The organism is Massilia sp. PWRC2 (assembly GCF_049896725.1).
Taxonomy (GTDB): Bacteria; Pseudomonadota; Gammaproteobacteria; order Burkholderiales; family Burkholderiaceae_D; genus JAFCUW01.
Map to the genome: position 1 here is coordinate 105289 of NZ_JAFCUW010000005.1, position 26997 is coordinate 132285.

Annotated in this window: 20 protein-coding genes and 6 tRNA genes; 16 read left to right on the forward strand and 10 right to left on the reverse strand. The window is 66.3% G+C overall.

The features are described 5' to 3' along the window. The first annotated feature begins 6 nt into the window (after positions 1-6). The 11 genes from ACP7BZ_RS11720 (at position 7) to ACP7BZ_RS11770 (ending at position 5818) form a co-directional block, all read left to right on the forward strand. The gene (locus tag ACP7BZ_RS11720; protein WP_426113272.1) at positions 7-453 is read left to right on the forward strand and encodes a hypothetical protein; all 447 of its coding nucleotides are present in this window, start codon (positions 7-9) and stop codon (positions 451-453) included. Then, positions 450-911, forward strand: a complete 462-nt coding sequence (locus ACP7BZ_RS11725; RefSeq protein WP_426113274.1) for a DUF3305 domain-containing protein — start codon at positions 450-452, stop codon at positions 909-911. The genes ACP7BZ_RS11720 and ACP7BZ_RS11725 overlap by 4 nt, the downstream gene beginning before the upstream one ends. A gap of 39 nt (positions 912-950) precedes the next feature. Continuing rightward, positions 951-1559 carry a DUF3306 domain-containing protein gene (locus ACP7BZ_RS11730; protein WP_426113276.1) on the forward strand — a complete coding sequence of 203 codons (609 nt, stop codon included), beginning with the start codon at positions 951-953 and terminating at the stop codon, positions 1557-1559. After that, entirely contained in the window at positions 1556-3205 is a 1650-nt protein-coding gene (locus ACP7BZ_RS11735) for a 4Fe-4S binding protein (protein WP_426113278.1), read from the forward strand. Before ACP7BZ_RS11730 ends, ACP7BZ_RS11735 begins: the two co-directional genes overlap by 4 nt. Before the next feature lie 80 nt (positions 3206-3285). After that, positions 3286-4680 (forward strand): glutamate--tRNA ligase, encoded by a 1395-nt coding sequence (gene gltX, locus ACP7BZ_RS11740; RefSeq protein ID WP_426113280.1) that lies wholly within the window; start codon positions 3286-3288, stop codon positions 4678-4680. Positions 4681-4744: 64 nt separating this feature from the next. Further along, positions 4745-4820 (forward strand) — tRNA-Ala (locus ACP7BZ_RS11745). A gap of 91 nt (positions 4821-4911) precedes the next feature. Beyond that, a tRNA-Glu gene (locus ACP7BZ_RS11750) sits at positions 4912-4987 on the forward strand. 79 nt (positions 4988-5066) lie between these two features. Next, positions 5067-5142 (forward strand) — tRNA-Ala (locus tag ACP7BZ_RS11755). Positions 5143-5163: 21 nt separating this feature from the next. Next, positions 5164-5239 (forward strand) — tRNA-Glu (locus ACP7BZ_RS11760). Positions 5240-5358: 119 nt separating this feature from the next. Continuing rightward, a tRNA-Glu gene (locus tag ACP7BZ_RS11765) sits at positions 5359-5434 on the forward strand. A gap of 27 nt (positions 5435-5461) precedes the next feature. Beyond that, the gene (locus tag ACP7BZ_RS11770) at positions 5462-5818 is read left to right on the forward strand and encodes a hypothetical protein (RefSeq protein WP_426113282.1); all 357 of its coding nucleotides are present in this window, start codon (positions 5462-5464) and stop codon (positions 5816-5818) included. 115 nt (positions 5819-5933) lie between these two features. On the opposite strand, the gene ACP7BZ_RS11775 is transcribed toward ACP7BZ_RS11770, so the two are convergent. From ACP7BZ_RS11775 to ACP7BZ_RS11785, 3 genes are all read right to left on the reverse strand, one after another. Further along, a complete protein-coding gene (locus ACP7BZ_RS11775) occupies positions 5934-7871 on the reverse strand; it encodes a S8 family serine peptidase (RefSeq protein ID WP_426113284.1) in 1938 nt (645 codons plus the stop codon). Positions 7872-7884: 13 nt separating this feature from the next. Beyond that, a complete protein-coding gene (locus tag ACP7BZ_RS11780) occupies positions 7885-8160 on the reverse strand; it encodes a hypothetical protein (protein ID WP_426113286.1) in 276 nt (91 codons plus the stop codon). 91 nt (positions 8161-8251) lie between these two features. Continuing rightward, positions 8252-10333 carry a hypothetical protein gene (locus ACP7BZ_RS11785; protein WP_426113288.1) on the reverse strand — a complete coding sequence of 694 codons (2082 nt, stop codon included), beginning with the start codon at positions 10331-10333 and terminating at the stop codon, positions 8252-8254. 287 nt (positions 10334-10620) lie between these two features. Between ACP7BZ_RS11785 and earP the strand changes: the two genes are divergently transcribed. From earP to ACP7BZ_RS11810, 5 genes are all read left to right on the forward strand, one after another. Continuing rightward, positions 10621-11844, forward strand: a complete 1224-nt coding sequence (gene earP, locus ACP7BZ_RS11790) for an elongation factor P maturation arginine rhamnosyltransferase EarP (RefSeq protein ID WP_426113289.1) — start codon at positions 10621-10623, stop codon at positions 11842-11844. Between the two features lie 227 nt (positions 11845-12071). Then, the gene (locus ACP7BZ_RS11795) at positions 12072-12647 is read left to right on the forward strand and encodes an elongation factor P (RefSeq protein WP_426113291.1); all 576 of its coding nucleotides are present in this window, start codon (positions 12072-12074) and stop codon (positions 12645-12647) included. Positions 12648-12753: 106 nt separating this feature from the next. Continuing rightward, complete coding sequence (locus tag ACP7BZ_RS11800) at positions 12754-14358, forward strand: amidase (protein WP_426113293.1); 1605 nt, start codon at positions 12754-12756, stop codon at positions 14356-14358. 172 nt (positions 14359-14530) lie between these two features. Continuing rightward, entirely contained in the window at positions 14531-16024 is a 1494-nt protein-coding gene (locus ACP7BZ_RS11805; protein WP_426113295.1) for a M23/M56 family metallopeptidase, read from the forward strand. A 77-nt stretch (positions 16025-16101) separates the two neighbouring features. Continuing rightward, positions 16102-18273, forward strand: a complete 2172-nt coding sequence (locus ACP7BZ_RS11810; protein WP_426113297.1) for a TonB-dependent receptor plug domain-containing protein — start codon at positions 16102-16104, stop codon at positions 18271-18273. 21 nt (positions 18274-18294) lie between these two features. Here ACP7BZ_RS11810 and dbpA read toward each other — a convergent pair whose 3' ends face one another. The 7 genes from dbpA to ACP7BZ_RS11845 all read right to left on the reverse strand — a co-directional run bounded on the left by dbpA (position 18295) and on the right by ACP7BZ_RS11845 (position 26922). Continuing rightward, the gene (dbpA, locus tag ACP7BZ_RS11815; protein WP_426113299.1) at positions 18295-19704 is read right to left on the reverse strand and encodes an ATP-dependent RNA helicase DbpA; all 1410 of its coding nucleotides are present in this window, start codon (positions 19702-19704) and stop codon (positions 18295-18297) included. Positions 19705-19855: 151 nt separating this feature from the next. Then, positions 19856-20101: a hypothetical protein gene (locus tag ACP7BZ_RS11820; RefSeq protein WP_426113301.1), complete on the reverse strand. Its 246-nt coding sequence runs from the start codon at positions 20099-20101 to the stop codon at positions 19856-19858. Positions 20102-20206: 105 nt separating this feature from the next. Beyond that, positions 20207-20283, reverse strand: a tRNA-Met gene (locus tag ACP7BZ_RS11825). Between the two features lie 47 nt (positions 20284-20330). Beyond that, positions 20331-21488, reverse strand: coding sequence for a methyltransferase (locus tag ACP7BZ_RS11830; protein ID WP_426113303.1), 1158 nt, complete (start codon positions 21486-21488; stop codon positions 20331-20333). 44 nt (positions 21489-21532) lie between these two features. Next, on the reverse strand, positions 21533-21745 hold the full coding sequence (locus ACP7BZ_RS11835) for a hypothetical protein (protein WP_426113305.1): 213 nt from the start codon (positions 21743-21745) through the stop codon (positions 21533-21535). A 111-nt stretch (positions 21746-21856) separates the two neighbouring features. After that, positions 21857-25669, reverse strand: a complete 3813-nt coding sequence (locus ACP7BZ_RS11840; protein WP_426113307.1) for an AAA family ATPase — start codon at positions 25667-25669, stop codon at positions 21857-21859. Continuing rightward, positions 25666-26922, reverse strand: coding sequence for an exonuclease SbcCD subunit D C-terminal domain-containing protein (locus ACP7BZ_RS11845; RefSeq protein ID WP_426113309.1), 1257 nt, complete (start codon positions 26920-26922; stop codon positions 25666-25668). The genes ACP7BZ_RS11840 and ACP7BZ_RS11845 overlap by 4 nt, the downstream gene beginning before the upstream one ends. Positions 26923-26997: the final 75 nt, after the last annotated feature.

Here is a 26997-nt window from a genome sequence, read left to right on the forward strand (position 1 = left end):
GGGGATATGAAACACACATTCAAGCCAGGCCTGGGCCAACTGTTCGTCGCGCTGACCCTGGCGAGCGCATGCGCGCTGGCCAGCGCCGCGCTGGCACCACCGACGCCGGCAGCCGCACAGGCACAAGCAGCCAAGAAAGCGGCCGCCGACGCGCAAGCTGCGAAGGACAAGGAAGCACTGCTGGCCAGCATGGACACGCTCAGCGCACGCTGGCGCACCAGCGCCAAGGCCAAGGGTTTGACGGTCAACCCGCCGACGCCGATTGCCGCGCCGGTGGTGGCGGTGACGATGGCGGCCAAGGAATCCGGCCCTGCGGGCCAGCCCGACGGCAAGCTGACCGCAGCCGGCGCCGCAGCGCCGAAAACCAGCGAGAAGCAGGGCACCGCCGTGGCCAGTCGCGATATCAAGGCGGCACCGTCGCCAGCGGCGTCAACGGTGAAGACCGTCAAGTGAAGCCGCTCGCCAGCCTTGCCGTCGCCATCGTCATGCAGCGGCGCGTCCTCAAGCACCGCTGGGCCGATGAGTCCTGGGCGGCAGTGGCGGTGATGGCTGATCGCGGTGGTTTGCCGGCCGTGCAGACCCTCAGTGACGACGCCGAGCGCCAGTCTTACCTGGTGTCGGGCTTGAAGCTCGAGCTGTTTGGTGACGAAAACGAGGGCTACCACGAAAACTGGCTGGCCCCCGAAGCGAAGGTCTTTGTGATGTGGCGCATGCAGGATGGCAAGGCGATGCCTTTGCGCGCCTCTGTCAGTTACGTCGAAGGCACCCGCATGTTCGACTCGGGCGAATCGGCCGACGGTGTCGCCATGCCGGCCGAGATCCATGCCTGGCTGGGCGACTACCTGCGCGAGCACTACCAGCCGCGCGCGCCGGGCGGCGAGCAGCGCCACGGCAAGCGTGCGCGCAGCTAGTGGTCGAATTTATTGCTTTTGAGTACATCAGGACCGCGCATGGCTGACGAAGGATTTTTACGCAGGTGGGCGCGCCTGAAGGCGCGGCCTGAGGACCAGGCAGCGCCATTGCCGCTCGCTATGCCCGTGGTCATGCCCGCGGCTGCGGCGCCGTCCGCAGCGCCGGTGGTGCCGGTGTTAGCGCTCGTGCCGGGGGCGCCGGCCGAGGCGCCGCCGCCCACCTTGCTCGATGCCGCCGCACTGACGGGCGAGTCCGATTTTTCCACCTTCGTTGCCAAGAACGTCGACGCCGCAGTGCGCCGGCTGGCCATGAAAAAGTTGTTCGCCGACCCCCATTTCCACGGCCATGACGGGCTCGACATTTATATGGGGGACTACAATTTGCCCAGTCCCGTGTCCGCCGACATGCTCGAGCAGATGAGCCATAACAAGAACATCTTTGCCAGCCTCGACAAGGCCATCGAACAGGTTGATGACCTTGTCGGCAGCGGCCCGCCATTGGCGCTCGACGCCTTGCCGGCCGCCGCCGCGCCTGTCGCTGCCCCGGTGGTTGCGCCTGTTGTTGTGCCTGTCGTTGCCCCATCCATCCCCGATTCTCCCGAGCTGGCGGCCGCGCCGCCGCCTGCTCCCCCTCAGGAAGTGTTATGAATTCACCCGAAGTTGTTCAACAGCGCGCGCGCGCCAAGAGTGCGGCGCTGATCGCCGCTGCCGCCTTGCCCGATCCCGATCCCGTCACTTCCATCAGTTACCACTCCGTGGGACGGACCTTGATGATCGGCGCCGCCGCCGATGTGGCGCCATGGGCCGAGGGTCTGTTTGCGCAGCTGCCGTTGACGGTGCTGCTGACCGACGTGGCCGGCGCGGAGCAGCCTGCGCGCCCGTATCCGGTGCATCGCGTGCAGCGCGTGCACGTCGACGGCTGGCTGGGCGCCTTCGAGGCAGTGTGGGATGCCGATGGCGAAGTGGGCCGTGGCAGTTTTGACCTGGTACTCGATCTTTCCACCGTTGCTGTGCTCAACCGGCACGAAAAACCACCCGGTTATTTCGCTCCCGGCGCCGACATCGGCCAGCGCGCCGACGCCGTGGCCGAACTGGCCGGCATGATCGGCGAATTCGAAAAGCCAACATATTTTACGTACAAGGAGCGCCTGTGCGCCCACAGCCGTAACAAGCTGGTCGGCTGCAACGCCTGTATCGAGATCTGTTCTGCCGCGGCCATTGTCGGTCGTGGCGACAAGGTCTTCGTCAATTCGAATCTGTGCGCCGGTTGCGGCGCCTGCGGCACCGTGTGCCCGACCGGGGCCCTCAGTTACGCCTACCCCAGCGCCGCCTACACCGGCGAGCGCCTGCGCGCGCTGGTGGGCGCCTACCGCGCCGCCGGTGGTGGTGCGCCGTCGCTGCTGTTTCACAACGGTGGCCGCGGCAAGGCCCTGATTGGCGAACTCGAGAGCACCAGCGGTGGCGTCCCGGCCCACGTGATTCCCATCGAGATCGAACATACGGCCTCGGTCGGCATCGATGTCTGGCTGGCAGCATTTGCGTATGGCGCCGGCGCCATTGCCGTGCTGATGACGGACGAAGAAGCGCCGCAATACCGCCTTGGCGTCAGCGAGCAGATGGCGATTGCCAACACGGTGCTCGATGGCCTCGGTTTTTCGACGCTGCGCTGCCAGTTGCTGCAGGCGACCGGGGTCGCCATGCTCGCTGGCCTGGTGGCGGCGGCGCCCGCGGCCGCTGGCGGTTTTCCTGCGGCCGGTTTTCACGTGATGGCTGACAAGCGCAACACGCTCGATCTGGCGCTGACCCACCTGGCCTTGCACGCCACCGTCAAGAGCGAGGCAATCGCACTGCCGCCGCGCAGCCCGTTCGGCAACGTCAAGGTCGATACCAGCAAATGCAGCCTGTGCATGGCGTGCGTGGGCGCCTGCCCGTCGTCAGCGCTGATGGACAGCACCACCGTGCCGCAATTGCGTTTTGTGGAAAAAAATTGTGTGCAATGCGGCCTGTGCGAAACCACTTGTCCGGAAAATGCCATCGTCCTCGAGCCGCGCTTGCTGCTGCTCGATACCTGGAACAAGCCGGTGGTCAAGCACGAGTCGACGCCATTTTGCTGCATCCGCTGCGCCAAGCCGTTTGGCAGCCTGCAAATGATTACCAATATGGTGGCCAAGATGGGCGCTCACGCGGCCTTCGCCGGCCACCTGGACCGCTTGCGCATGTGCGGTGACTGCCGCGTGATCGATATGATGAAAAGCGGTGACAGTGCGCGCGTCACCGGCCGGGCGCCCGGCTAAGGGGTGCGCGCCACGCAGGCTGGAAGGGCAGGGCGTCGACGCTGTAAAATGAGGACTTTATAGCCTTAGATTCCACCGCCATGACAGTCGTCCGCACCCGTTTTGCCCCCAGCCCCACCGGCTACCTCCACCTCGGCGGCGCCCGTACCGCCCTGTACTGCTGGGCGTTCGCCCGCCACTTCGGCGGCACCTTTATTTTGCGCATCGAAGACACCGACCTCGAACGATCGACGCCGGAAGCGGTGCGAGCGATTATCGAAGGCATGGAGTGGCTCGGTCTGCATCATGATGAAGGGCCGTTCTACCAGATGCAGCGCATGGAGCGCTACCGTCAGGTGGTCAAGCAGATGCTGGACGCTGGCACCGCTTACCACTGCTACTCGTCGCCAGAAGAAGTCGAAGCCATGCGCGAGCGCATGCGCGCTTCTGGCGACAAGCCGCGCTACGATGGCACCTGGCGCCCCGAGCCAGGCAAGGCCCTGCCAGCGGTACCGGCCGACCGCACGCCGGTGGTGCGCTTCAAAAACCCCCTCGACGGCGAAGTGAGCTGGGACGATGTGGTCAAGGGCACCATCACCATCGCCAACAAGGAAATGGATGACCTCGTCATCGCCCGGCCGGATGGCACGCCCACCTACAATTTCTGCGTGGCCGTCGATGACTGGGACATGCAAATCACCCACGTGTTGCGCGGTGACGATCACGTCAACAACACCCCCCGCCAGATCAACATCCTCAACGCCATCGGCGCACCCTTGCCAAAGTATGGCCACCTGCCCATGATCCTCGGCGCCGATGGCGAAAAACTGTCGAAGCGCCATGGCGCCGTCAGCGTGATGGACTACCCGGCGCAGGGCTATTTGCCAGAAGCGATGCTCAACTACCTGGCGCGCCTGGGCTGGAGCCATGGCGATGATGAAATTTTCACGATGGAACAGTTTTGCCAGTGGTTTGATTTGAACAACCTGACCAAATCACCGGCGCAGTTCAATCCGGAAAAGCTCAACTGGCTCAACAACCAGTACATCAAACTGGCGGACAACGACCGCCTCGCTTCGCTGGCGCGCCCACGGATGCTCACTGAAGGCGCCGAGTTCAACCACAATCCGCCGCTGGCACCCGTGCTGGGCTTGATGAAGGAACGTGCCAATACCATCAATGAACTGGCCGACGCCGCCATGCTGTTCTACCGCACGCCGCAGGCCGATCCTGCCTTGCTGGCCCAGCACCTCAACGACGCCGTCAAGCCGGCGCTGGCGCAGTTTGCTGAGCGTATTGAGACGGTGGAATGGCACAAGCCTGCGCTGGCCGCCATGATCAAGGAAGTGCTGACCGCGCACAGCTTGAAAATGCCGCAACTGGCCATGCCGCTGCGCCTGATCTTGGTGGGGCAGTTGCAGACGCCGGCCATCGATGCTGTGCTCGAACTGTTCGATCGTGACGTCGTTCTGGCCCGCGTTCGCAAATATCTTTGATTTATCCAATTCCGCATTTGCGGAATGCAAGAGTTTCGTCTATAATTTTGCTTCTTCACCGGACGGGGGTATAGCTCAGCTGGGAGAGCGCTTGCATGGCATGCAAGAGGTCAGCGGTTCGATCCCGCTTACCTCCACCACGTTGAAGAAGCAGTTGTAGTAAAAACGCAGTTGTTTCAAGCAGTGGTTGAAGTAATAAAGCGTAGCGATACGTGTTGTTGGAAGTTCCAGGTCCCCATCGTCTAGAGGCCTAGGACATCACCCTTTCACGGTGAGTACAGGGGTTCGAATCCCCTTGGGGACGCCAGGTTTTAGAGAGTGCAGAAAACGTAGTTGCCAACTATGTGCCCTGACCAGTCAGGGATTTTTTTTGCACCGCTCAATTGGGGGGTATAGCTCAGCTGGGAGAGCGCTTGCATGGCATGCAAGAGGTCAGCGGTTCGATCCCGCTTACCTCCACCAAGTTTTGTTGGAATAGTTCGGGTCCCCATCGTCTAGAGGCCTAGGACATCACCCTTTCACGGTGAGTACAGGGGTTCGAATCCCCTTGGGGACGCCAGCTCGGTTAAGCGCCATGTGCGTCGATGACCAGGGCAAAGTAAGTGTTAAATTAGTGCCCGCATGAAAGCAGTGCGGCGCGACAGGTCAGGGTGTAGTATCTACCCAGGACAGATTTCTGTCCCCATCGTCTAGAGGCCTAGGACATCACCCTTTCACGGTGAGTACAGGGGTTCGAATCCCCTTGGGGACGCCAGTTAAAAACCGGAGCAGACCAGCGCGCATGCGCATAGGTGCTCCGGTTTTTTTACGCCTGTATGTTTTGTGTTGGCCGCTGCAGGCGGGTGCCCCTGCCTTGCGGTCGCTGCACTGCTGGTTCGGTGTGGTCGGTTTGTTTTCATTTTTTTGTTTGATTGTTTTTGGCGTTTTTATTTTTATTTTTATTTTTTATCTTTTATTTTTTATTTTTTTCTGTTTTTTGTCCTTTTTTGCGTGTGCGCGCAACCGTCTGCGACAGGTCGGTGTGACAGGCAGTGATCACCACTCGCTGCCCGCCATGGCAGACCCAGTGCCGGACCCGGCTGTCGCAGCTAGCCAGGCTCGAGCAAAAGACGGGCAGGCTGCAAGCGCCTGCGCGTGAACCGCGCAGGCGCAGCGCTTAACGCCTGTCCCTCAGCCTCGAGCAATACGCTCTCCCGCTACCCGCTCTCCCGCTACCCGCTATCCGCTACTCTCTACCAGCCACCAGAGAAGCGCTACCAATATCCACTACCAAAAATATTCAGATTTCCCAACTGCGCGCCCTGCGCGCCAGAGGCGGCGGCCCAGCGCGGATCGACTGACATCGGTGTAAATGATTGGGGCTGAGGCGCTGTAAAGCCGGCCGGGTAAGCGGACGCATTGCCCATCGTCGGCGCCGCACCGGCTCTGCTTGCGCCGATGTTGCCTTGCATGTAGGGAAAAGCCGCTTGCAAGCCAATGGCAACGAGTACGTCCGGCATGCCATAGCCCGTGTGCTCCGGGTCGGCCAGAGTGACCGGGCGTGCACTCATTTTGATGAGTTGAAACAGCCGTTCCACCCGTTCCGGCCCCCTTGCCTTGAAGGTGGACTGGAAATCAGGGTGATGCGCCAATACCAGTGCTGCCAGGCCGGTGACGTGCGGCGCCGCCATCGACGTGCCATCCCATGCCGCGAAATTATTGGCCGGCACGGCCGAGGTGATTGCCACGCCAGGCGCACAAACCGCCACTTGAGGCCCGAAGCAGCTGAAGCTGGCCTGATAGTAACCGTTGGCATCGACCGTTTGCGTTAGTGTTTGCGCGTGATAACTATCTGGTGGAAATTCGCCCAGTTTGCCGATGGCCGCCACTGCCAGCACATTGGGCGAGGACGCCGGATACTGGACAGGCCCGCCCGAATTGCCAGCGGCGACGATGCAGGCAATCCCGGCACGCTTGGCACGAATGATTTGCTGTTCCAGCGCCTCTGACGGCTGGGCCCCGCCCAGGCTCAGATTGACCACATCGATCTGGTTCTCGATGCAATACTCGAGGGCATCGATGAGTTGCGAAATTTGCCCTCCAGGGAACAGCTTGCATTCGTGCAGTTCGGCTTCCGGGGCAAAGCCGCGCATACCGCTGGCGATGGCGGCGCCGCCAATCACGGCGGAGCAGTGCGAGCCATGACCGAGATCGTCTTTTCGCCAACCCTGGGCATCGGTTTTTTGCAGGATGTCTACACCGGCCCGCAACTGTTCGAGGTTCTGATGGGTGGTGGCCGCCCCGGAATCGATGACGGCGACCTTGATACCCTGTCCCCGCAGCTGTGGTGGCAACTGGTCGAGCCGCATGGCTTTCTGGCCCCAACCGTAGGCGTGGCGCTGCGGGAAGTCTTTCAGGTTCGGCCAGTCCGACAGCGCGCGCAGGGCCACCACGTTCGGCTCGCCAATGCTGATGTCGGGATCGCGCTGATAAAAGCTCCAGTAATCGGCCTTCGGCTTGACGTACAGACCGGAGACCGTGCGCGATGCTTCGCCTGACAGGGCCAGCACCACCTGGCCATTGGCATTGGTGACACCCGAGACGGGTAGCATGGCGCCGAACACCGAGACTTCGGCACCGGCCACCGGCATGTTGTCGCGACCGAGCACGGTGATGAAAACGTCGGTCGTGGGGCCATCGGGCAGCAGGCCGGTGACCAGCCCCGGCATCTGAATGACCGCATCGGTCAGATACAGATGCTGGTCGCGCTCAACGAGCAGGGTACCGGCGCCCTGCTGGTGCAAACGCGCGGCATTTTTGTCCGACATGCGTGCCACCAGCACACCCTGGCCGCCCGGCGCGCCGGTTGACAGGGTACTGAGGTCCTTGCGTGGTCCCACGCTGCCGATGAAGTCGATTTCCGGATGGTCGCGTAGTGCCTGTTCGACGCCATCGAAGGATGGCGCATTGAACACCGCCGGTTGCAGGCCCAGGCTGGCAACGGACAGGCCGCCGGCGCTCTGGCGTGGCGCCACCAGGTAGCGTTTGCGCCGTTCGCCGATGGTGCGGCCGGCCGCGCCCGGTGTGCTGCCAGCGGCGGCGGCGGGAATGTCGGTATTGCCGTCGCGCCGCGAGCGGCCAGCGCCGATGCTGTCGCCAGGGGTTTCTGGATCGGGCGGCAGTTCGCCGCCACTGGAAGATTTGACTGCCATAACAATGTCCTTTCTAGCCCGGTTCGCCGGCAAACATGGACAGCGGGCGATCCGGTTCGATAATGATGGGTTGTTGGGATTGAATGAATTGCTGTTCGAGCGCGCGCGCACGGTCGTGGCTCATTTCTGCCACCACGGTGTGCGCCTGTCCCGGCGGGCCGATGCGATCAACGATGGCAATGGCCGGCTCGTTGGCAATCGTCGCCAGAAAGCCCGTCAGTGGAATCGCATCACCCGCAGCGCGCACGATATAGCGGCCCCGTTCGGGACCAGTTTGTGTCAAGACCATAAGGGTCCTTCTCTTTGCGTGAGAGCGGTCTCCCGCGCAGGCGAAAGACCGCTGTTGATGAAGCCGGGCCGGCACCGCCGGCTCGGGCTTGTCAATGCATGGTTGGCGTGCCGCCCGCCATCATGCCGGGCTGACCCTGCACACCGCCGTAGGCCGATTGTCCATATGGCTGCTGCGGTATTTGCGCGTAGGTCGTTTGGGCGGCGCCATTGGGCAGACCAGCGCCCATGGCTGCTTGTTGTGCGTATTGCAGCTGCTGTAGTTGCTGTAGTTGTTGCAGTTGTTGCAGCTGCTGAAGTTGCTGCAGTTGTTGAAGTTGCTGCAGCTGCTGTGCCTGCGCTAAGTCTGGGCCGGCGGCGAAGGGCAGCATGCGGCCGAGCTGACCAGCGGCTTCACCGAGGGTGCCGCCCAGGCCTGGCTGGCCGAACAGGCCGCCGACGACGTTACCAAGGGGGCGACCGACCTGGCCCAGGATGTTGCCGAACCAGCCTTGCGGGGCGATCTGGCCTTGCTGTGCCAGTTGTGCCAGCTGTGCTTGCTGGGCTTGTTGCGCGTAGGCCGCCGTCACGGGGTCTGCGTCAAACGGCAACATGCGGCCCAGTGAACCGGCGAGGCCGCCGATGGTGCTGCCCAGACCGGACTGGCCGAACAGGCCACCGACGGCGCCACCGAGGGGCCGTCCGACCTGCCCGAGGATGTTACCGAACCAGCCTTGCGGCGCGATCTGGCTAGGCTGTGCCGATTGCGCCAGCTGTGCCAGTTGTGCTTGTTGTGCCTGCTGCGCATAGGCGGCCGTCACGGGGTCTACGTCAAACGGCAACATGCGGCCAAGGGAACCGGCGAGACCACCGATGGTGCTGCCCAAACCGGACTGGCCGAACAGCCCACCGACGGCGCCACCGAGGGGGCGACCCACCTGGCCGAGGATGTTGCCGAACCAGCCTTGCGGAGCGATCTGGCCTTGCTGTGCCAGTTGCGCCAGCTGTGCTTGTTGTACTTGTTGTGCCTGTTGGGCTTGTTGGGCTTGTTGCGCATACGCCGCCGTCACCGGGTCGACGTCAAATGGCAGCATGCGGCCCAGCGAGCCGGCGATACCGCCGATGGTGCTGCCCAAACCTGACTGGCCGAACAGGCCACCGACGGCGCCACCGAGAGGGCGCCCCACCTGGCCGAGAATGTTACCGAACCAGCCTTGTGGGGCGATCTGGCCTTGTTGTGCCAGTTGTGCCAGCTGCGCTTGTTGTGCTTGCTGCGCTTGTTGCGCATACGCCGCTGTCACCGGGTCAACGTCGAACGGCAGCATGCGCCCCAGCGATCCAGCCAGACCGCCGATGGTGCTACCGAGGCCCGACTGGCCGAACAGGCCACCGACAGCGCCACCGAGCGGGCGACCCACCTGGCCGAGGATGTTACCGAACCAGCCTTGCGGGGCGATCTGGCCCTGCTGCGCCAGTTGGGCGTTTTGTGCTTGCTGTGCCTGCTGCAGATAGGCCGCCGAGACGGGGTCTACATCGAACGGCAACATGCGGCTGGCAAAGCCATAGTTGGGATTCTGGCCCCGGTAGTCGGGGATCGCATCGGCGAACGAGCGGGGGATGAGCCCACGCGAGCTGAAACTGCCCGGAATGATGCCGATGCCATGCATGGGCGCCATATTGCCGAACGTGCTTTGCGGCGCCAGTGCCTGTTGTTGTGCTTGTTGCGCTTGTTGTGCCTGCTGCAGGTACGCTGCCGTGACGGGATCGGCGTCAAAGGGCAGCATGCGACCCAGTGAGCCGGCAATGCCACCGATGGTATTGCCCAGGCCCGCCTGGCCGAACAGGCCGCCGACCGCGCCACCGAGTGGGCGAGCCACCTGGCCAAGGATGTTGCCGAACCAGCCCTGGGGATCGAGTTGCTGGGCCAGTTGCGCGTGTTGCAGCTGTTGCAGCTGCTGCAGTTGTTGCTGCTGCTGGGCGTAGGCTTGCGTCACCGGGTCGGCGCTAAATGGCAGCAGGCTGCCGACCAGACCGCCAATGCCAGAACCGATGTTTTGTCCCAGGTTGGAACGGCCAAACAGGCCGCCTATGCCTTTTCCGATCAGGCCGCCCAAGGGGCCGCCCAGTAGTCCGCCTGCGAACAATTGCGGTTCGAGGTCTTGTCCCACACCATATTGCTGTTGTAGTCCAGTCATTACGCTCTCCACTGATATAGATGTTATTCATGACGTGCCGGACAGCGACCAAGCTGGCGAAGCACGTGACGCCACGGACATTCGCACGCAGCGCCGCTCGCGTGCGTAAAACGGCAGGCGCTGCTTGCTGTTCGTTGGTGAGGGTATGACCGGCAGGCACGCAAAGAAGTTTTCGCTCATTTGCGCTTTTTTGGTGCGACTACGAATGGCACAAAAGTGCGTCATAAAAGGGGTAAAATAATGGCCCGAGTTCGCCTGGCGCTCCCCTGCGGCGCGCCCTTGTCACCATGTCTCTGTCCCCCTCCCGTGCCCCGACGCTGGCCCTGTTCTGCAAGGTGGTCGACAATTTCGGCGATATCGGCATCTGCTGGCGCCTGGCGCGCCAGCTGCGCAGCGAGCACGCTATCGATGTCACCCTGTGGGTCGACGACTTGCTGACCTTTCGGCGCCTCTGTCCACAGGTGCTGCCAGCGGCCGCGGTCCAGCAGGTGGCCGGCGTCACCGTGCGTCACTGGCAGGGCGGTGCCGACGCTGACGTTGCCGGTGTCGAGGTCGCCGACACAGTGATCGAGTTTTTTGGCGTCGAGCTGCCTTCTGCGTATGTCGCCGCGATGGCGCAATGCACGCCGCGCCCGGTCTGGCTGAACCTTGAGGGCATGAGCGCCGAAGCGTGGGTGGAAGGCTGTCATACGCTGCCATCGACCCATCCGCGGCTGCCGCTCATCAAGCATTTCTTCTTTCCCGGTTTTACCGCGCACACCGGCGGCCTGCTGCGCGAACGGGGTCTCGACGAGGCCCGCCGCGATTTTCAGGCAGCGCAGGGCGCCAGCGCGGCGTTTCTTGCCGATCTTGGCGTCAGCGATGCCGAACAGGCGGCCTTCAAGGTGTCGCTGTTCTGTTACCCCCATGCGCCAGTCGCGGCGCTGTTCGCCGCCTGGCAGCGCAGTGCCACGCCGATCACCTGCCTGGTGCCGCAGGGCGTGGCCAGCGCGGCGGTCGGCGCTTTCCTCGGCGCTCCGGCGGTGCCGGGCGCGGCCGCCACGCGCGGCGCGCTGTGCGTGCGGGTGCTGCCATTTTTGCCGCAGCCCGACTACGACCGCTTGCTGTGGGCGTGCGATCTGAACCTGGTGCGCGGCGAGGATTCGATTGTGCGGGCACAGTGGGCGGGCCGGCCGTTTGTCTGGCACATTTATCCGCAGGATGAGAATTTGCACCATGTCAAACTGCGCGCCTTCCTGCAGCGCTTTTCGCCCCAGCTGGCGGCGGCCAATGCCTTGAACCTGCGCTGGAACGGCGCCCTGGACGGCCAGCAGCATGGCGGCGGCGCCGCCGATGCCGACGACAGCGACGGCTGGCACCGCACCTGGGCCGACTACCGCGCTACCATCGCCGCCAGTACTGAGCGGGTGCAGCAGTGGCATGCCGAAATGGTCGCGCATGGCGACCTGGCCGCGAATCTGTTGCGTTTCGCGCAAACTGTGCGGGCCGCAAACGGTTCTGCGCACCAATAACATGCGGTATAATGCGCGGTTGATTCTGAGCGCTTTACAAGACGCCCATGGTGTCACGCGATCACGGTGCCTTGCGCGTGCCGCGCCGCACGACTCCGCCCTGAACGTCTTGTCAGGCGCTCTGTTGAGTATGGCCCTCTTCACTTGAGATCAAACGCGCTTCAGGCGATTCGAGCCAGGCGGCGGCAGATGATTTTTTAGCAAACCACTTTTTAGAACTATTTATTATGAAACCTGCAAAAGAAATTCGCGTTGGCAATATCATCATGGTCGACAGCAAACCCATGATCGTGCTGCGCTCTGACGTCAACGGTTCGAGCCGGACCGGCTTTACCTACAAGTGGAAGATGAAAAATCTTCTGACCAATAGCCCGATGGAAAACGTGTTCCGCGGCGACGACAAGTTCGACGTCGTCGTCCTCGATAAGAAGCCGGTCACCTATTCGTACTTCGCCGATCCGCTGTTTGTCTTCATGGATGAAGAGTACAACCAGTTCGAAATTGAAGAAGAAAACCTGGGCGACGCCTTGCACTACCTGAAAGACGGCATGGAATGCGAAGCCGTGTTCTACGACGGCAAGGCCATCTCGGTCGAACTGCCTACCACCATCCAGCGCGTGGTCGCTTACGCCGAGCCTGCCGTCAAGGGCAATACCTCGGGTAACGTGCTCAAGGAAGCCAAGCTGGAAAACGCCATCGAAGCGAACCGTCACACCATCTCGGTGCCGCTGTTCGTCAGCCAGGACGACACCATCGAAGTCGACACCCGCACCAACGAATACAAGCGCGTCATCCGTAACTGATTGACCCGCCTGTGTGCAAAAAACGCTGCCCGTATGGCAGCGTTTTTTTTCGTCTGAGCATTGTTTATGCGATACCATCAGTGCATCAACCAAACACGGAGCAAGCATGGATCGCAGGGATTTTGTGGGACTCGGACTGGCGGCGACGGCACTGGCGGCAGCCGCAAACGGCACTGCCAAAGCCGCTGCCGGCAGCCTCACCGGTAGCGGCATTCTCGACGCCGGTGTCGTCGAGCAGCAGGCGGCGATGGCGGCCGGCACGCTCAGTGCAAGCACGCTGGTAAAGCAGTACCTGGCGCGCATCGCCGCCATCGACAAACGCGGTCCTGCCATCAACGCCATCATCGAACTTAATCCGGACGCCCTCGACATCGCGCGCGCGCTCGACCGCGAACGCGCCGCCGGCAAGCTGCGCGGCCCCCTGCACGGCATTCCGGTGCTACTGAAGGACAATATCGCCACCGCCGACAAGATGAGTACCAGCGCCGGTTCGCTGGCGCTCGACGGTGTGCGCGCCAGCCGCGACGCCTTCGTGGCGGCGCGCCTGCGGGCCGCTGGCGCCGTCATCCTCGGCAAGACCAATCTGAGCGAGTGGGCGAATATGCGCTCGACCCATTCGGTGAGCGGCTGGAGCGGGCGCGGTGGCCTGACCCGCAATCCGTATGCGCTCGACCGCAATACCAGCGGCTCGAGTTCCGGCTCGGGCGCGGCGATCGCCGCCAGTCTGGCCACGCTGGCAGTTGGTACCGAGACCGACGGCTCGATCGTCTCGCCCGCTTCCACCTGCGGGCTGGTCGGACTGAAACCCACGCTCGGCCTGATCAGCCGCAGCGGCATCATTCCGATCGCCGCCTCGCAAGACACGGCCGGCCCGATGACGCGCAGCGTCAGCGACGCCGCCCTGATGCTCACCGCCATGGCCGGCGCCGATGCGGCCGATAGCGCCACTGCGGTCGCTGGCGCTGGCGCCGCCCAGCGGACGGACTATGGCAAGGCGCTGGTGGCGGGCGGCCTGCGCGGCAAGCGCCTGGGGGTGGCGCGCAATTTCTTTGGCAGCGCCGACGGCGTCGACGCCGTCATCGAAAAAGCGCTGGCGGTGCTCAAGGCCGAAGGCGCCATCCTGATCGACGTCAGCGTGCCCAATACCGACAAGTACAACGACAGCGAAACGGCGGCGCTGCTGTACGAATTCAAGCCCGGCCTGGCAGCCTACCTGGCCGACTACGCGCCACATGCACCGATCCACAACATGGCCGAGCTGGTAGCATTCAACCTGAAAAACAGCCATGAAATGCGCTTTTTTGGCCAGGAACACCTGCTCAAGGCACAACAGCAGGGCCCGCTGAGCGACCAGGCGTATCTCGATGCACTGGCCAACAACCGCCGCTACGCCCGCGCCGAAGGCATCGACCAGGTGCTCAAGGAACACCAGCTCGACGCGCTGGTGGCGCCCACCGGCGGCGTCGCCTGGCTGACCGATTTCATCAACGGCGACCACTACGGCGGCAGCTTTTCGTCGCCAGCGGCAGTGGCCGGCTACCCGCACATCACGGTGCCGGCCGGTTTCGTCAATGCGCTGCCGGTCGGCCTGTCGTTCGTCGGCACCGCGTTTACCGAGGCGGCCCTGATCGGCATGGCCTACGGCTACGAGCAGGCCAGCCGCCAGCGGCGCGCCCCCACCTTTGCCGCCAGCGTCAATCTGCGCGCCTGATCACATCAGCAGGGCTTGACAGGTATGCGACAGTTGTCGCATACTTGATTCCATTGTCACATGGAGAGCCCCCGATGCTGCCGTCGATCGTTGAACTGCGCTTGAACTGCGCCTGTGTCCAGGCATATGCGGCAGCGTGCTGCCGGGCGCCGGGCGCCGTGTGGAGGGGGCGATGAACGCTGATCTGTTCGCCCTGCAGTTTGCCCAGGCCAGCGCCGGTTGCGCAGCCGTGGGTCTGCTAAATATGGCCGTGCTGGCGCTGGCGGCGCGCCGCTGGCCGGCGCTGCGGGTGGCGCGCGCGCCGTGGCTGGTGGCGCAGTTGCTGTGTGCTGCGGCGCTGATGCTGGGCCTGATGCCGCAGCGGGCGGTGGTGAGCCTGCTGCCGGTGATTGCGCTCACCAGCGGGGCGCAGGCCGATCCGGCGCCATTGCCAGCGGCGGCGCTGGCAGTGGCGCCGCCGCCACCTGCTGCCAGCGACTGGCCGCTACTGGTGGCGCGTGGCTGGTGCGCCGTCTATCTCGCCGGTCTGTGCGCTGCGCTGCTGCGCCTGGCCAGGGCGGGGCAGGCCGGGCGCGCACTGCTTGCTGCCGCCGTGCGCGATGCTCACGATGACACAGATGAGGGCACTGGCCACGCGCTGCCGGTCTATCGCACCGGGCTGCCCGTCTCGCCCATGCTGCTGGGGGTGTGCAAGCCGGTGCTGCTGTTGCCGCGCCATTTCGATGTGCTCGGCGCTGCCCAGCGCAAATTAATCCTTGCCCACGAGCGTACCCACCTGGCGCGCCGCGATCCGCTGCTGCTGCATGCGCTGCTGTGGTTCAATCCGGCCATGCGGCGCTTGCAGGCGGGTCTGTTCTGGGCCCAGGAAGCTGGCTGCGACCGTGCCGTACTGGCCGCACGCGGCGCCAGCGAGCGACGTCTGTATGCAGCCACCCTGATCGACCAGTTTCGCCGTCAACAGGTCGGTGGCGGTGCGGACGACGGCGCGCTGGCATTTGGCACCGCCAGCGTGGCCGAGCGCCTGCGCCTGATTCGCGATGGCCAGGGCGCCGCCGCCAGCGCGCTGGCGCGCGGCCTGCTGCCGGTCGCTGCTGCTGCCGCCGTCGGCGCCGTGCTGGCACTGCAGCCGGCCTACGCCTGGCGCTTGCCGGCAGCGGCTGCCAATGTCACGTCGACCGCCGCGGCCACGACGGCCGTGCCGGATACGCAAACGCTCGTGTGGCAGCCGCCGCTGGCCGTCATGCGCGTCTCGAGTGCCTTCGGTGACGTGTCGGCGCGGCGCACCCACAGCCATGCTGGCGTCGATCTGCGGGCGCGCCGCGGCACCCCGGTGCTGGCGGTTGCCGACGGCGTCGTCGACAGCTCGACCGACCTCGATGCCGGCGGCGCCAAGTACGGTAAAACCATCACCATCTTGCATGCCGACGGCCACCGTTCGTTTTATGCGCACCTCGATGTACGTCAGGTCGCCAGCGGCGAGCCGGTGCGCGCCGGCCAGGCAATCGCGCTGTCGGGCGCCACCGGCAAGGTCAGTGGACCGCACCTGCACTTCGAGCTGCGCGAAGGCGCCAGCGCCGTCGACCCGGCGCGCATGCCGGGCGTGATGGCCAGCGTGAGCGCCGCGGTCGCCGCCGCCGCGGTCGTCGCTGCCCCTTCCCGGCACTAGATTGACCACGCTAGCTGCCTGCCATCCCGCGCCGCCTGCACGGCGGGCGGGCCACCGATTGCCCGAACCATCGCACCATGCATCCTGATCCCTGTTTTCCGCCGCGCTTGCTGTCTTCCCTGCTGTATTGGCTGCCTGCCTGCGCGCTGGCCCAACAAGTCGCCGCGCCGCCAGCGCCCGCCGCCGCCAGTGTCGACATTGTCGCCACCCGCGACCGTGCGCGCCAGCTCGACACCGCAGCGATGACCGTCATCGGGCGCGACGAGCTGCAGCGCTTCGGCGACCAGAGTGTGGCCGACGCCCTGCGCCGCGTGCCCGGCATCACCGTCAGCGCGGTGGCCGGGCGTGGCGGCGAGATTCGCATGCGCGGGCTGGGCAACGGCTATACCCGCATGTTGCTCAATGGCCAGCCGGCACCGAACGGCTTTGCCATCGACAGCATCTCGCCCGAGCAGATCGAGCGCGTCGAGGTGCTGCGGGTGGCCACTGCCGAAACGGGGGCGCAGGCCATCGCCGGTACCATCAACATCATTTTGCGCAAGGGCGCAGCGCGCACCGAAGGCGAGTGGAAGGGGGCGCTGGCGCTCAGCCACGATCGTCTTGCGCCCGATGTGGCCGGCCAGTTCAGCGCCACGGGCGCGAGCTGGCAAGCCGCGCTCGGCGTGGTGGCGGTCGACGCCCGCAGCAGCGTCATCTCGACCGACGACGACAGCGGCAGCGACGCCAGCGGCGCCGTCGATCTGCGCCGGCGCACCGGCGTGCGCACCGACGCCCACCGGCCGACGCTGAACCTGACGCCGCGCCTGGCATGGACGCTGAGCAACGGTGACACCCTGACGTCGCAGAATTTTCTGCGCTTTCTTGACCTGCACAATGCCAATGCCAGCAGCGAGCGCACCACGCTGGGCGCGCCCACCAGTTTTCCCGATAACCGCGCGCTGTTTCGCGCCAACGCCGTCACCTTGCGCCACGACCTGGTCTGGCTGCACCAGATGGCGCAGGGCGCACGCCTCGAAGTGCAGCTGGGACTGAGCCACTTTCAGCGCGGCGCCGTCAACGTTTTCAACGGCGACGCCGTGCTTGCCAGCGACAGTGTCACCCGCGTGGTCAATTCGAGCGCGCTGGAAAATAGCTGGACCCTGACGGGCAAATGGACGCTGGGGCGCAATCAAGCGAACGAGCGGGATGGGCGCGATGCGCCCAATGACGGCCACGCCGTGGTGGTCGGCTGGGACAGCGGCATGGGGAAGCGCCGCGAAACGCGCCAGGAAGACGACAGTGCAGCACCAGCGGCGGCGCCCGAGATGTCGACGGCGCGCCTGGACCGGCTGGCGCTCTACCTGCAGGATGACTGGACCGTGACCCCAACTCTCGCACTCTCGCTCGGTGCGCGTTACGAAGTATTTGACATCGCCAGCGGCGGCAGCATGGTCGATGGCGCAAGCCGGCGCCTGCATGCGGGCGGCCCGCTGTTGCAGGCGCGCCTGGCCACCTCGCCGCACGGCCAGCTGCGACTGGGTGTAACGCGCACCTTCAAACTGCCCACGCTGACCAATCTGGCCATGCGCCGCTACACCATCGACAACAACAATTCGCCGCTGACGCCGGACGAGCAGGGTAATCCGGCGCTGCTGCCCGAACGCGCCTGGGGCCTCGATCTGGCGTATGAACATTATTTTGCCAAGAACGTCATGGCCAGCGCCAGCCTGTACGGGCGCCGGATCGCCGACGTCATCATCGATCAGATCGGGCTACTGGGGCAGCGCTGGATATCGACACCGGCCAACGCCGGTCGCGCCGACGCTGGCGGCATCGAGCTCGAGGCCAAGACAGTGCTGCTGGGGATGGAACTGCGCGCCAATGCGGCGCGCAACTGGTCGCGCGTGGCGCGCTTGCCGGCGCCCGACAACCACCTGCCGAATCAGGCGCCGTTCAGCGCCGGCATCGGCGTCGATCGCCGCTTCGAGGGCGTGCCTTTGAGCGTGGGCGTCAACCTGGCCATCCAGGGCGGCGCCCGCACCGGCCAGTCCGAGCGCGTCAGCGTCGATAGTGGCAGCGGGCGTGATCTCAGTGTGACAGCAGTGTGGCGGGTGGACGCCCGCAGCAGCTGGCGGCTGGCGGCGGCCAATCTGCTGGCGGCACGCCACCAGGAGAGCGCGCGCTACCGTGATGGCCTGGCTGGCTTGACGACGCTAACGAGCAAGCCTGCCTGGGCCAGCATCCGGCTGGCCTACGAGATCAAGCTGTAAGGACGGCGTGCGGCTAGACGCTCAGGCATCAATAAAGCGCATCTTGAAGCTGCGCCCCTTGATGTTGCCGAAGTCCGGTCCCAGCCGGTTGCCGGCATTGAGGCGCTCGAACGCATGGTCGGCGACGTGGCGGTCGAGCGCGACATAGGTCTGGAATTCGGTGACATTGATCTTGCCCACCTGCTCCTTGGTCAGGCCGGCGTCGCCGGTCAGTGCGCCCAGCAGATCGCCCGGGCGCAGCTTGTCCTTCTTGCCGCCCATGATCACCAGGGTGACCATCGGCGCCGCTTCGGCTTCCAGCGTTTCGCCGTCGAGCGCCTTGAGGTCATACCACTCGGCCTTGGCGCCCTGATAGTCTTCGATCAGGCGCACCCATTTTTTTTCATTCGGTGCGCACAGCGACAGCGCCAGACCCGATTCGCCGGCGCGGCCGGTGCGGCCGATGCGGTGGATGTGGATCTCGGTGTCCTTGGAGACGTCGACGTTGATGACCGCGCCCAGGTTGGCGATATCGAGTCCGCGCGCTGCCACATCGGTGGCCACCAGCACCGAGCAGCTGCGGTTGGCGAACAGGATCAGGATTTCGTCGCGTTCGCGCTGTTCGAGTTCACCGTACAGGGCCAGCGCCGTAAACCCTTGGCTGCGCAGTTCGGCGGCCAGCTCGCGGCAGTGGACCTTGGTGTTGCAGAAGGCGAGGGTGGAGGCAGGCTTAAAATGCTTGAGCAGCTTGCCGACGGCGGCGTCGCGCTCGTCGAAGCCCACTTCGTAAAAGCGCTGCTCGATCTGGCCGGCATCGTGGCGCACTTCGACCGTTACTTCGAGTGGATCGCGCAAAAATTTTTCGGTGGCGAAGCGGATATCGTCGGGGTAGGTGGCCGAGAACAGCAAGCTCTGGCGGCGCAGCGGGCAGGCGCTGACGATGCCGGCGATTTCGTCGTAAAAACCCATGTCGGTCATGCGGTCGGCTTCGTCGAGCACCAGGGTTTGTACGTGGCCCAGATTGAGGGTACCGCGTCCCAGGTGATCGCGGATGCGGCCCGGGGTGCCGACGACGATGTGGGCGCCGTGTTCGAGCGAAGCGATTTGCGGGCGCATCGGCGCGCCGCCGGTCAGCGTGAGGATCTTGACATTGGCTTCACCACGCGCCAGCCGGCGCAATTCGCCGGCCACCTGGTCGGCCAGTTCGCGCGTCGGGCACAGCACCAGGCCCTGCACGGCGAACCAGGCCGGATTGAGTTTATGCAGGATGCCGATGCCAAAGGCGGCGGTCTTGCCGCTGCCGGTCTTGGCCTGGGCGATCAGGTCGCGCCCTTCCAGCACGGCCGGCAGGCTGGCCGCCTGGATGGCGGTCATCTCGGTGTAGCCAAGCGTGTCAAGATTGGCCAGCATGGAGGGCGCCAGCGGCAGGGAGGAGAAGGCGGTCGAAGTCATGGTGGGCCGATACTGGAATGGAATAACAGGTGAAGGGAAGTGCCCGCAACAGCCAGGCCAGCTGGCCGGCACCGCTTGCGGGAGGCGTGCCTGCGCCGGTCCGCAGACCCGCAGCGACCGGCAGCGCGCGCCGCTTACCGCCGGCAGTTTATCAGGCGGCAGCCCAGATCGGCAGGCCGCTCAGGTCGAGCCCTTCATCGCGCTGCCAGACGGGCAGGCCGGAAGCGTCGGTGGCGTCGAGCAGTTCGAGTTGCTGTTGCTGGAGGGCGGGGCCGCGCGGGCGCAGCGCCCGCTTGGGCGCGGCCGGCACTGCCGCTGTCGCCAGGGCCAGCTTGGGCAGACTGTCGTGGTCAAAGCCAACCAGGTCCAGCGTCGCGTTGTCTTTTTTGTCTCTCATGGTACGTCGGTGGTGCTTCGCTGCTGCAGGTTTGCCACGGCGCCTTTTCGGTCCGCAGAAAACAAAAGCCCGGCTGCAAGAGTCGGGCTTCGGTTACACATTGTTTGGTTGCGGGGACAGGATTTGAACCTGTGACCTTCGGGTTATGAGCCCGACGAGCTGCCAGACTGCTCCACCCCGCAGGAACGATTATACAGAGGTGAAGGCTGCAGCGCAATGGCTGGTTTTTCTATCGTGTCGACAGGCGCCACAAGGAGGTCAGCTCGGCCGCGCGGGCGGCATGCAGCGGGTCGCTGGCATCGCTGGCGCGCGGGTGCACCGGGCGCGTGTCGATGCGTTCGATGACTTGCAGGCCGCCCTGGTCGATCCACTCGAGCAGGGCGGCGCGCGGGCGCAGGCCCAGGTGTTCGGCCAGGTCCGACAGGATCAGCCACGCTTCGCCGCCTGGCGCCAGGTGGGCGCCAACACCGTGCAGGAAGCCCTTGAGCATGCGGCTGTCGGGATCGTAGATGGCGTGTTCAATGGCCGAGCTGGGGCGCCCCGGCAGCCACGGCGGATTGCACACCACCAGCGCGGCGCGGCCGGGCGGGAACAGGTCGGCCTGCTGCAGTTCGACCTGGGTGTCGAGCTGCAAGCGCTGCAGGTTTTCGCGGGCACACGACAGCGCGCGCGGATCGAGATCGGTGGCGACGACCTGGGCGAGGCCGCGCCGCGCCAGGATCGCCGCCAGCACGCCGGTGCCGGTGCCGATGTCGAAGGCGAGCGTGGCGCCAGCCGGCAGCGGCGCCTGTTCGACCAGCTGCAGATACTCGCCACGGATGGGCGAGAACACCCCGTACCACGGGTGAATGCGCGCGCCCAGCGCGGCGACGTCGACACCGTTCTTGCGCCACTCGTGGGCGCCGATCACGCCGAGCAGCTCGCGCAGCGAGGCGACGAACGGTTCGGTGGGGCGGCCATATGCTTCATTGCAGGCCAAAGCGACGTCGGGGGCGCGGCGCAGGGCGATGCGGTAATCGGCTTCGAAGGGAATGACCAGCATGGCCAGCGTGCGTGCCCGCTGCGACTGCGCCTGGCGGTGCAGGTGGAATGCTTCGGCCGGGCTGGCGGCCACTTTGGGCGCGCGTGCGCGCTTGCCGGTCGGCCTGGCATCGGCGCGCCGCGCCAGCGCCTGCAGCAGCTGGCGGGCATTCTGAAAATCGCCGCGCCACAGCAGCGCCGTGCCTTCGCACGCCAGCCGGTAGGCGGTATCGGCTGCGGTCTGGTCATTGGCGATGACGACGCGACGTGGCGCCGGCATGCCGCTTTGCGAGCGCCACAGCGCCGCGTGCGCGGTGTCGCCCTCAAGCCATTCGATGCGGGTGGTGGCGGGAGCGGCTGAAATCATGGCGGGCAATCGGTGACGGGCAATCGGCCATTATAAAGGGACCATCAATGGCTGTGCGACCAGTCGAGGCCATTCGAGGCGAGGAAGGATGCCACTGCTGCCTGGTTGCCGGTGGCGTGCAGCCGCACTTCGCCGCAGGCACACACCCCCATATAGGGCTGGATGTGCGAGCAGGCCGAGACCTTTTGCAGGTTGACCTTGACGGCCTTGGCGCACTTGGCGCATTTGAAGGTGAGGGTGCGGGCAGCTTTGAGCATGGTTGGTCCGGTATCTTGGTAAGTGGTGATTGATCAGTGGTGCGTGGTCAGTGGTGCGTGGTCAGTGCGAGGAGGGGGCACATGTTATCAGCCCGTTATCAGCCCGTCGTTTTATTCGACACTGACGCTGCTGCTGCCGCCACCGGACGGCTGCACCACGATGCGGGTGGCGATCCGCTCCGTCATTTCCTGGACGTGCGAGATTACCCCCACCTTGCGCCCCATCGCCTGCAAGCCGTCGAGAGCGTCCATGGCGACCCGCAGGGTGTCGCTATCGAGGCTACCGAAACCTTCATCGATGAACAGCGACTCCACCTTGACGCGGTTCGACGACAGCGAGGCCAGGCCCAGTGCCAGCGCCAGCGACACCAGGAAGGATTCGCCGCCCGACAGCGAATTGACGCCGCGCACCTCGCCGCCCATGTCCTGATCGCGCACCATCAGCCCCAGCGACGGGCCGGACTCGCCGCTGACCCGCTCGAGGCGATAGCGGCGCGCCAGCTGGCGCAGGTGGGCATTGGCGTAGCCGAGCAGGACGTCGAGGGTGAACTGCTGGGCGTAATTGCGGAATTTTTTGCCATCGGCCGAGCCGATCAGTTCTGCCAGCTGGCCCCAGCGTCGCTCGACCCCTTGCTGGCTGTCGATGCCAGCCAGCGCCGCCTGCGCATTGCTGCGGCGCACATCGTCGTGCGCCAGTTGCAGGCGCAGCGCGCTGGCTGCTTCGCTGGCCTGGCTGCGTGCCACTGCCAGCGCGGCGAGGTCGTCGGCCAGAGTGTCGAGCTGACCCGCTGGCAGCTGGGCGAGGTGAATGGCACTGCGCTGGCGGCGCTCATCTAACACCGTCAGCGCGGCCTGCGCGTGCTGCGCCAGGGCGGTCAGCGCCGCCCGCTCGTGCTGGCGCGCCGCCAGCGGTTCAGCCAGCAGCGCAAGCAGGGCGTCGACGTCGGCCGGCGCCGCCAGTTGCGGCTGGCGTTCGCCAAAGCCGTGCAGCCAGTCCACCAGCGCGCTGCGGGCAGTTGCGGCGGCAGCGCCCAAACTTGCCAGCGCGGCGCGCTGTTGCGCCAGCTGGTCGCGCGCCCGCGCGCTGGCCATGCGCGCCGCTTCGGCGTCGGTGGCGGCGCTGGCAGCGCCATTGCGTGCGCCCTCGATGGCGCCGTGCAGGCGCGCTTCGACGCTGGCCACGCTGGCGCCTTCGCACAAGGCGGCGCGCTGGCGGCGGCGCGCGCTGATGTCGTCGTCTTGGCGGCTATATGCGCTGTGCGCCTCGGCCGCCAGCCGCGCTGCCTGCAGCGCTGCGAGCAGGGCGCCCTGGTGCTGTTGCTGCAGCTGGTCGAGGCTGGCCTGGCGCGGCGGCGCGCTGGCCGCCTGCGTTTCGAACTGCATCGCCTCGCCGGCGCGCCGGCTGCGAAAGCGCGCAGGATCGGCCTGCCAGGCGGCGCGCCAGCCGCCGGCGGCAGCAAAACCGAAATCGTAGCATGGCGGCGCCGCTTCACCTTGGTGCCACTGTTCATCGTCGGCGGCGGCGCCATCGAAGGCACCTTCGAGGTCGTCGAGCAGTGCCACCAAGGCGTCGGCTGCCTGGCTGCCCTGGTCGGACAGTGCTGCCAGCGCGGCCGCTGCGCTGCTGGCGTCCAGTCGCGCGCCGCTGGCGCGCTCTAACGCGCTGACATGGCGCATGCTGGCCGCATCGAAGTCGTGCCGGGCCGCCTCGCGCGCGGCCAGCGCCGTGCGCGCTGCCTGTTCGCTGTCGTCGATGCGCTGCAGCTGCGCGGCCACTGCCTGCAGGTGGTCGTCGAACCAGGCCAGAATGTCGCTGTCGCTGCCCTGATTCTGCAGTGGCGCCTGCGCCTGCCATTGCACCGTCAGCTGCGCCAGTTGTGTCTCCAGTGCCGCGCTGGCCGGCAGCAGCGTGGCGGCCTGCGTTTCGCTGGCCGCCAGCCGGGCAGCTGCGCTGGCCTGGCGTGCCAGGTTGGCGGCGGCGGCGGCGCGGCAGCTGTCGACTTGCTGGCGCAGCTGGTGGAGCACCGCGTGCAGGGCGGGGCTGGCATGCCGATAGGGATGCTCGAGGCCGCCGCAGACGGGACACGGCGCGTCGTCGCTCAAGCGCGCGCGCAACTGTTCAACGCTGTCGGCACACGCCAGTTCAGCCGCGCGCAGGCAAGCCTCGGCCTGCGCGGCCGCGGCGCCGAGCGCGCCGGCGGCGCCGTCGGCCTGCAGCAAAGCGGCCCGCGCCTGCGCGGCGTCGGCGCTGGCGCCAGCGAGCTCGCTGCGGGTGCTGGCAACGCGCTGGCGCAGCGCACTGAGCTCCAGCCACAGCGTGCGTGCGCTACGCATTTGCTCGTGCTGCGCGCTGGCCTGGCGGCGGGCCACTACCAGGGCCGGCTGGTCGATGCAGGCCAGCGCTGCGCCGGCCTGCTGGCGCGCCTGTTCGGCCGCCTGTACGGCCTGCAGGGCCTGCGCCGCCGCGCTGCTGGCCGCAGCTGCCAGTGTCGTCGTCGTCTGCGCCGCCTGTTCGGCGGCGCCCCGTTGCTGTTCGAGCGTGCGCCAGCGCTGCTGCGCCTGTTCTGCCAGCTGCAGCAGGCGCTGCCAGCGGGGCCACTGCTGCGCCAGCGGTTTAAGACACTGGTGGGCGCGCAGCCAAGCGGCGCCGTCGGCATGCGCCTGCTGCAGCGCGGCCAGTAAGGCGCCCAGGCGCGCCGCCTCGGCGTCGGCGTGGTCGGCGGCCGCGCGGGCGTCGTCGCGCGCCTGCACGGCCTGCGCGTGGGCTGGCGCCAGCGCTGCCAGTGCCGCATCTTGCGCCTTGGCCTGGTCGAGCATGGGCGCCGCCGCGCGCAGCGCCTGCTCGGCCGTTGCCAGGGTGTGCCGCGCGCTGTCGGCGGCCAGTGCGGCGGCGCCGGCGGCGCCGTCGGCCAGCAGCAAGGCCCCTTCAGCGCTGGCCAGCGCCGCCTGCGCTTGCAGCTGCTCGCGCTGCAGCCGTTCGACTTCGGCCTGCAACGGGCGCGCATCGTCGACGGCGTCGAGCACGGCCAAACGCTGCCGCCGGGTGGCGGCTGCTGCCGCGGCCAGGCGCGCTGCCGCCAGCGCCTGTTCGGCCGCCGCCTCGGCCTGTTGCAGCCCGGTCGCCGTCTGCTGCCAGCCGGCCAGCTGGTCGAGCTGGCGCTGGCGCTGCTCGAGCGCGTACATGGTGGCGCTGGCGGCGGCACTGTCGGCGTCGAGCGCGGCGCGCGCTGCCGCTGGCAGCGGGGCCTGATCGGCGAGCCGCGCCTGCAGGGCGCGCAGGCGCTCTTGTTCGAGCCGGTAACGCTCGTAGGCGCGACGCGAAATGGCGCTGTAGATGACGCTGCCGGTAAGCGTTTCAAGCAGTTCGCCGCGTTCGTTTTCATCAGTTTTGAGAAACGCCGAAAACTCGTTTTGTGCCAGCAGCACGGCGCGCGTAAACTGTTCAAACGACAGGCCGATGCGCGCGCCGATTTCGCCGGCCACTTCGGTGCGGGTGGCGCCGATGGCCAGCAGGTCGGGCAGGCGCTGCAGCGTCATCACCGCTGGCTGCAGGGCGCCGGCGGCGCGCGCGCGCGCCCGCCGCACGCTCCAGCGGGCGCGGTAGCGCACACCGTCGTTGCCGACGAAATCGACTTGCGCATGGCCTTCGCCGGCGCCCCGTCGCAGCAGGCTGCGCGGGTCGCCGCTGGTGACGGTGTCGCTACCGACATCGGGTACCAGGGCACCGCTGCGCGCCGTTTTCAGGCGCGGGGTGGCGCCGTACAGGGCCAGGCAGAGGGCGTCGAGCAGGGTCGACTTGCCGGCGCCGGTGGGACCACTGATGGCGAACAGGCCGCTGGTGGCCAACGGCGCCGCTTCGAAGTCGACGCAGAAGGGGGCGGCCAGCGAGGCCAGATTGCGTCCGCTGATGGCCAGGATTCTCATACCGCCTCGCCGGCGCCCGGCAGCAGCAGTTCGGCAAAAGCGGCCAGCTGGTCGGCCGGCGCTTCGGCGCCGAAGCGCTGCAGGTAGAGGCGGCGGAAAATGTCGTCCGGCTGCAGCTGCGCCAGCTGCTCGAGCGATAGCGCGGCCTCGACAGCGTCGGCATCGGCGCCGGCCACGCTCTTGCGGGTCGGTTCGATCTTCGCCAGCCGGACCGGTTTGCCGGCCAGCGCCGTTTCGATGCGCGCGCGCAGGCCTGGCTCGGGGGCCTCGAGCAGCACCCGCACTTCGAGCAGCGGCTGGCGTTCGGGCGGCAGCTCCGCCAGCGTCAGCTCCGCCAGCGCCAGCAACACCGCATCGAGCGGCTGCGGGGTGGCCGGCACCCGCAGCAGCTCGACCGCGCGCGGCACCAGCAGCGGCTCGACCAGCGCCGCGCTGCCGTCGGCGCCGAGATCGACCCGCAGCACCTGGTGGCGGTAGCCCACTTCGGCAAACGACAGCGGCAACGGGCTGCCGCTGTAGCGCCGCAGCTCACTGCCGCCGACGCGCTGGGCCAGGTGCAGGTGGCCCAGCGCGGTGTAGGCGATGCCGGCATCGAACACCGCCGCCGGCAGCGCTTCGCTGCCACCGATGACGATGCGGCGCTCGGAGTCGAGCGAGCCCTGGCCGTCGACCATGTGGCAGTGGCCCATGGCGACGATGGCCTGGCCGCCGCTGCAGCGCGCTGCTGCCAGCGCATAGGCTTGCTGGTAGAGCAGGGCAATTCCTTCCAGGTAGGGATCGCCGGCCGCGCCGGCAGCGATGCGCGGGACATCGCCCGGACGCAAAAAGGGAATCGCCAGGCACCAGGCCGCTACTGCGCCGCTGGCGTCGTGCAGCGGCACGATCATGCGCGCGATGTCGATGTCGCCGTCGGCGCTGCGCAGCACGTGGCCGATGACGCTGGTGCCGTGGTCCTCCAGCAGGGGACCAGGTGCTTCCAGCCGCCCCGGCGAATCGTGGTTGCCGGCGATGAGCACGATGTCGAGCGCCGGCGCCCGCTGGCGCGCCTGCTGCAGAAAGCGATACAGTTGCTTTTGCGCTGCTGCCGACGGGTTGGCGGTATCAAAAATATCGCCGGCGATCAGCAAGGCATCGACCTGCTGATCGATTACGGTGGCCAGCAGCCAGTCGAGAAATTGCTGGTGCTCGTAGCTGCGGTCATAACTATGCAAGGTCTGGCCAAGATGCCAGTCGGACGTGTGCAGCAGGCGCATGGGCGGAGAGTGTATGGGCGGGAACGTGTAGGGGCGGGTGAGCGCAGGCGATGGTTAACTATAACGCATGGTCGA